Origin of the sequence: Terrisporobacter muris, from assembly GCF_024621905.1 — a bacterium.
Lineage (GTDB): Bacteria > Bacillota > Clostridia > Peptostreptococcales > Peptostreptococcaceae > Terrisporobacter > Terrisporobacter muris.
This window is the reverse complement of the sequence record NZ_JANKBY010000288.1, coordinates 1-4,868: the sequence shown is the minus strand read 5'-3', so window position 1 is coordinate 4,868 and position 4,868 is coordinate 1. Positions and strand designations below refer to the sequence as shown.

Here is a 4,868-nt window from a genome sequence, read left to right as displayed (position 1 = left end):
TTTAATTATAATTCATTTTTATAGCTTGGGGATTTTCCTCAAACTTTTATCTTTTACAAAAAAGTCTAGTTAAACTAGACTTTTTTTATTTTACTAAATTAGGGAAAAAATCTACTTTCAAATTATCATATGTAAGACCTAACTCATATAACATATTAAAAACATTACATTCCTTCATATCTGCTTTATATTCTACTAATATATCTAAATCACTATTTTCTCTATATCGTCCACTTCGTCTACTCCCCATTACTTCTATTTTATTAATTATAATATCTTCTATTTGCTCCATATCTATTTCATTTTTTAAGATTTTTCTTATAGTTTCACATATATCATCATTTTCTAATTGTGTCATTGGCTCTCTACTTAATATTTCAAATAAGTTAGAAAGTACTTTTTCATCTTCCTGTAATTTTGATAACTTTCTTCCAAGTTTATCAGGTCTAATATTATTCATATCTATTTGTATATCATCTATTAGACTTTGATTCCATTCTATAACTCTCATAACTATATCTTTTATATTTTCTTTTTCAATATCTTCTTCATCTTGAACATCAGCTATATATAAGTTTTTACCATCACTTTTTATAATGTAGTCATGCCCTTCCATATAATCTATTATTAGCTTTGCTTCTTCTTCTTTTAACTTGAAATTTTCTAACTCCTTAACCTCATAAAATAGTTCTATTGACTTATCTATATTTTTCATTTTTCATTCTCCTTTTTAAATTTTATATAGAATTTCAAGTCAATAGTTGATATAATAGTTCTTGCTAGGGAGCTATATATCAACTATTGATTATAGTTCTTTTTTTATTTGTATAATTTTCTTATTAATCTATAACTATTTAACTTATCTATTGCAAGTTCTTTATAGTCATATTCTTTAATCGAATTAAACTCTTTGTGTGCAACTCCTAAATTATCTAATTTTAATATCTTGTATTTTTGACCTTTTCTAGTGTAAACAACATATTTCATTTTATTTAAATCCTCCTTAATATTCATAATCATATAGCACTGTTGTGTATGGGTAATCTTGATTTACATATTCAAGTCCTAAACAATCTGTTATTACATATATTTTTTTATCTTTATATTTAAAACTTGATAATACATTTCCTTTGTTATTACATATATTTTCTAAGTTGTATTCATTATCTGATTTACACTCTTCACCTTCATTAATAAAATGCTTACTTAATGAGCTAAATATAAATTCTGAGAAATCAGAATCTTGGATAACATCAACTGTTATATTGTTTGTAAATAATATTTTCTTTGTTTCAAATAATTTTTGTTTCATTTTTAACTCTCCTTTTATCTTTTAAATTTTTAATAACTTGTAAGGTACTCATTGCCCCCCCAAGTCGAATGTTTCTTGTTGCCATAAAGCATTCAACTATGAGTGCTTCGTCAATAAAACGGAGTAAAAATTTTTACTGCAGAAAACTTGCTTTGCAGCAGTAAAAATTTTATGGAGTGGCATTGATGAAGTAAGCGAATAGGTGATATGCTATTGGGGCAAGAAACGATTTTAAATAAAAAAATAAAAGCTATAGGTCCAATGTTCCAAACTTGTTTTGGATCAGTAGACCTATAGCTTTTATTTTATTCCTTTTATGGGTGAAACGAAGTGAGGGATTTATCCCTTGAGTTAATGATTGAAGAGTAAATAATGACCATCTAAGTTCAATAAAATATTTATTTAGTTGGTTGAAGCATGAAAACAAATAAATAAATTAATTTTATTAGTGCTTAGATGCTTATTATTGAAGCGAAAAGCATGGTGGCTTTAGCCAAACTCTAAAAACATGATAAAGTTTAATCTTGATACTTAACAAATGTAACAAAAAATATATAATACTAAGTGGTAATAATATTATTAATTATTTTTTACTAACTACTAAACTGCATCCAATAGATGTAACAATACAAATAGTTAATGTTATAACTTGCCATGATGACCATCCGCCAAATCCCATATTCTCCCTCCTATTAACAATATTAATAATTTAAATAATTCATTTATTTGGATTATAATATCATTAAATTTATTTCAAGCACTAGTTATTTAAGGACTAGTTACTTTTTTTATGATTATTTTGAATACTGTGAACTATCATAGTCAAACTTCCAATTGATACCGTTACATATAACCAAGATGTAAAATCCTTGATTTTAAAAATATAAATTCCTATAGTTGATATAATAGAAATTAGAAAACATATATAAAGAATAAACCTATAGTACTTTTGTAATTTCATATATTTCCTCCTCTTAATTAAGAATTACATATATGGAGATAATTGTTATGCATGTAATACTACAATTAGATTAAATTTTAATTATTTAAGAATGAAATATAAAAATACTTTTTGAAAATGTAACTAATCTTTAATTTACAATTTCAAAACTCTTCCCATTACTTATTGAAATTCCTCCACTTTTAACATCTGTAATTACTCCTTTGTTATCCACCCTTTACTCTCTCATATAATAATTCATTTATATAATATTAAAATTTAGGAGCTTTGAAAACAAGCTTATACACATACACGAATATAGTTAACACTGCAATTATATTTATAATCCACGATATACTTTCTATTATTGAGAAGTACATAGATAATATACAAACTAATCCTTGTATAATAACTATAAATCCTGCAGTTATATTTATTTTAAAATTAAAATTAATATAACTATCTTTATCCTTAATTTTATCTGTATTGACCATATTATTTTTAATTAATCTTATATCTCGAGTTCTTTGTAACTTTAATCCTGAATAAATAAAAAATGCACCTATTACAATAAGAAATATTCCCAAAACAAAATCAACCATGCCACTGTTCCTCCTGTATTTTTATGAATTAATTATATCAAAATTTAAATTTGATAATCTGCAAAAAGTAATTAGTTTCAAAATTTTACTTTAAAGATTAGTTGTAAAAAGTGATATATATATTTAAAATGATAAGTAAGAATAACACAAAGAGAGGTAAAAATTATGCCAACAATAAGTATGTTTTATGGAATAATAATAAGAATGTACTGTGCTCCTAAAGAACATGCTCCATCACATTTTCATGCATATTATCAAGATTATAAAGCATTGATTAACATAAACACTTTAGAATTAATGGAAGGTAACCTACCTAAAAAGCAACTTAGATTAGTTCTTGCATAGGCAGAACTTCATCAAGAGGAATTAATAGCTAACTGGGATATCGCAATGAATAGTGAGCTACCGTTTAAAATTGAACCATTAAAATAAGAGGTGATTATAGATGTATTTAGCAGTTAAAGACGTTAAAATAATGGATAATTACAGGTTAATATTAACTTTTGAAAATAATGAAAAGAAATTGTTTGATATGACTCCTTATTTAGAGCTAGGAGTATTTCAAACATTGAAAGATGAAAATTTATTTAAAACTGTTAAAGTATCTTTTGATACTATTGAGTGGGCAAATGGAGCAGATATTGACCCAGAAACTTTATATGAAGATAGTCATTCACTTTCATAAATAACAATGCTTAGAATCGAATTTACGAGTTCTAAGCATTGTTACTTATATTCTTTAAATGTGTTTTTAAAGAGTGGTCATTCTTATTTATGTTTTTAATTTAGTAATCAATAATCTTATTCTTTTTCTTTTTCTTGAAAATATTCATATGCATATTCTTCTATTTCTCCACTAATAGTCAAGTTACTTCCATTCTCATCATATAATTCATACATTTGTTGCAAATCCCCTATAGAAGCACTTCCATCTAACCCCAATAAAATTGTGTACATAGTATCTGTAATTACATTATCTATAATATTTTTCATTGTTTCTATTTCATCTTCTTCTAATTTTAATCTTTTTATATTTAATCCAACTTCTGTATCTTCAAGACTATCAAAATATATTTTTAATAAATTATTTTTTTCTTTATAAAATAATTCAACAAATTCTTTAGAATTCATACTTATCCCTTTCTTATCTAACATATATGTTCTTTACAATAAAAACTATAAATACGACTTTGTACGATTTAAGTCTGTCACTAAAAATAGATTATCTTTTTTCATTAATTCATACAATATTTTAGCATTCCTTCTATCTTCTTTTAATTTATTTAATTCCTTTTCTGTTATTCCTACTAATTGAATAAATTCTGTTTTTCCATAAATAGTATTAATCGTTTCTGCTTCTGTATCATGTACTGCCATAAGAGCCGTAATTTTTGAATCTCGATCACGACATATAGATGTTCCATTCCCTGCAATAAATTGAAATGGTTCAAAGAAACATTTCTGAGTATATGTATATCTTGCAAGATTAGAAAGCATATCAATAGCCCACATACATTGTTCATTATCTAACTCAGCTAACTTAATGGTCATTTCATATCCCCATTTATTCCATTCCCCTCCAAGAGCATCTTCTTCTGCATATAATTCTGTCATACCAAAAGTAACAATATGCTTATATCCATTTTTTGAATCATAAATAGAATATCCATCAAGATATTGATCTCCACCAAATATAGCACGAGTCAACATATTGGTTCCAAAATGAGCTGCTTCTTGATTTGGATATAGTTTATTAAATACACCTTCAATAGCTTCCCATCCAGGAGCCCAATCCTCATTTTTATTAAGCTTTGATTGAAATTCTTCTATATTCATAGTACACCTTCTTTCACATTTTATATAAGTTAAATTCTTATTAAAAATAATATCAAAAGTTAACTTTAAAACTCAATAAAATATAAATATTACTTAAATTTTAGTTTAAAGACTTGTTGTTATGTACTTTACATAAAGTTAAAGCCCTTAGAATCCAAATAAATGGATTTTAAGGGCT

General features: G+C 25.2%; 9 protein-coding genes. 2 read left to right on the top strand and 7 right to left on the bottom strand.

From position 1 onward, the window contains the following. Window positions 1-85 precede the first annotated feature (85 nt). The 5 genes from NSA58_RS16255 to NSA58_RS16235 form a co-directional block, all read right to left on the bottom strand. Window positions 86-715, bottom strand: coding sequence for a nucleotidyltransferase domain-containing protein (locus NSA58_RS16255; protein WP_257560686.1), 630 nt, complete (start codon window positions 713-715; stop codon window positions 86-88). Between the two features lie 104 nt (window positions 716-819). Then, window positions 820-987 carry a hypothetical protein gene (locus tag NSA58_RS16250; RefSeq protein ID WP_257560685.1) on the bottom strand — a complete coding sequence of 56 codons (168 nt, stop codon included), beginning with the start codon at window positions 985-987 and terminating at the stop codon, window positions 820-822. A 16-nt stretch (window positions 988-1,003) separates the two neighbouring features. Further along, entirely contained in the window at window positions 1,004-1,312 is a 309-nt protein-coding gene (locus NSA58_RS16245) for a hypothetical protein (RefSeq protein WP_257560684.1), read from the bottom strand. A gap of 775 nt (window positions 1,313-2,087) precedes the next feature. Next, entirely contained in the window at window positions 2,088-2,273 is a 186-nt protein-coding gene (locus tag NSA58_RS16240; RefSeq protein WP_257560683.1) for a hypothetical protein, read from the bottom strand. A gap of 251 nt (window positions 2,274-2,524) precedes the next feature. After that, window positions 2,525-2,854, bottom strand: coding sequence for a hypothetical protein (locus NSA58_RS16235; protein ID WP_257560682.1), 330 nt, complete (start codon window positions 2,852-2,854; stop codon window positions 2,525-2,527). 165 nt (window positions 2,855-3,019) lie between these two features. Between NSA58_RS16235 and NSA58_RS16230 the strand changes: the two genes are divergently transcribed. Further along, complete coding sequence (locus NSA58_RS16230) at window positions 3,020-3,199, top strand: DUF4160 domain-containing protein (RefSeq protein ID WP_330652591.1); 180 nt, start codon at window positions 3,020-3,022, stop codon at window positions 3,197-3,199. 100 nt (window positions 3,200-3,299) lie between these two features. Then, window positions 3,300-3,539, top strand: coding sequence for a DUF2442 domain-containing protein (locus NSA58_RS16225; protein ID WP_257560681.1), 240 nt, complete (start codon window positions 3,300-3,302; stop codon window positions 3,537-3,539). Window positions 3,540-3,655: 116 nt separating this feature from the next. On the opposite strand, the gene NSA58_RS16220 is transcribed toward NSA58_RS16225, so the two are convergent. Continuing rightward, a complete protein-coding gene (locus tag NSA58_RS16220) occupies window positions 3,656-3,985 on the bottom strand; it encodes a hypothetical protein (RefSeq protein ID WP_257560680.1) in 330 nt (109 codons plus the stop codon). Between the two features lie 45 nt (window positions 3,986-4,030). Continuing rightward, the gene (locus tag NSA58_RS16215) at window positions 4,031-4,690 is read right to left on the bottom strand and encodes a suppressor of fused domain protein (protein ID WP_257560679.1); all 660 of its coding nucleotides are present in this window, start codon (window positions 4,688-4,690) and stop codon (window positions 4,031-4,033) included. Between the last annotated feature and the right edge of the window lie 178 nt (window positions 4,691-4,868).

What these genes read in the sequence shown, in the direction of transcription:
- NSA58_RS16250 (WP_257560685.1), bottom strand. Translation starts at nt 987, where the DNA reads ATGAAATATGTTGTTTACACTAGAAAAGGTCAAAAATACAAGATATTA.
- NSA58_RS16220 (WP_257560680.1), bottom strand. Translation starts at nt 3,985, where the DNA reads ATGAATTCTAAAGAATTTGTTGAATTATTTTATAAAGAAAAAAATAAT.
- NSA58_RS16240 (WP_257560683.1), bottom strand. Translation starts at nt 2,273, where the DNA reads ATGAAATTACAAAAGTACTATAGGTTTATTCTTTATATATGTTTTCTA.
- NSA58_RS16245 (WP_257560684.1), bottom strand. Translation starts at nt 1,312, where the DNA reads ATGAAACAAAAATTATTTGAAACAAAGAAAATATTATTTACAAACAAT.
- NSA58_RS16215 (WP_257560679.1), bottom strand. Translation starts at nt 4,690, where the DNA reads ATGAATATAGAAGAATTTCAATCAAAGCTTAATAAAAATGAGGATTGG.
- NSA58_RS16225 (WP_257560681.1), top strand. Translation starts at nt 3,300, where the DNA reads ATGTATTTAGCAGTTAAAGACGTTAAAATAATGGATAATTACAGGTTA.
- NSA58_RS16230 (WP_330652591.1), top strand. Translation starts at nt 3,020, where the DNA reads ATGCCAACAATAAGTATGTTTTATGGAATAATAATAAGAATGTACTGT.
- NSA58_RS16255 (WP_257560686.1), bottom strand. Translation starts at nt 715, where the DNA reads ATGAAAAATATAGATAAGTCAATAGAACTATTTTATGAGGTTAAGGAG.
- NSA58_RS16235 (WP_257560682.1), bottom strand. Translation starts at nt 2,854, where the DNA reads ATGGTTGATTTTGTTTTGGGAATATTTCTTATTGTAATAGGTGCATTT.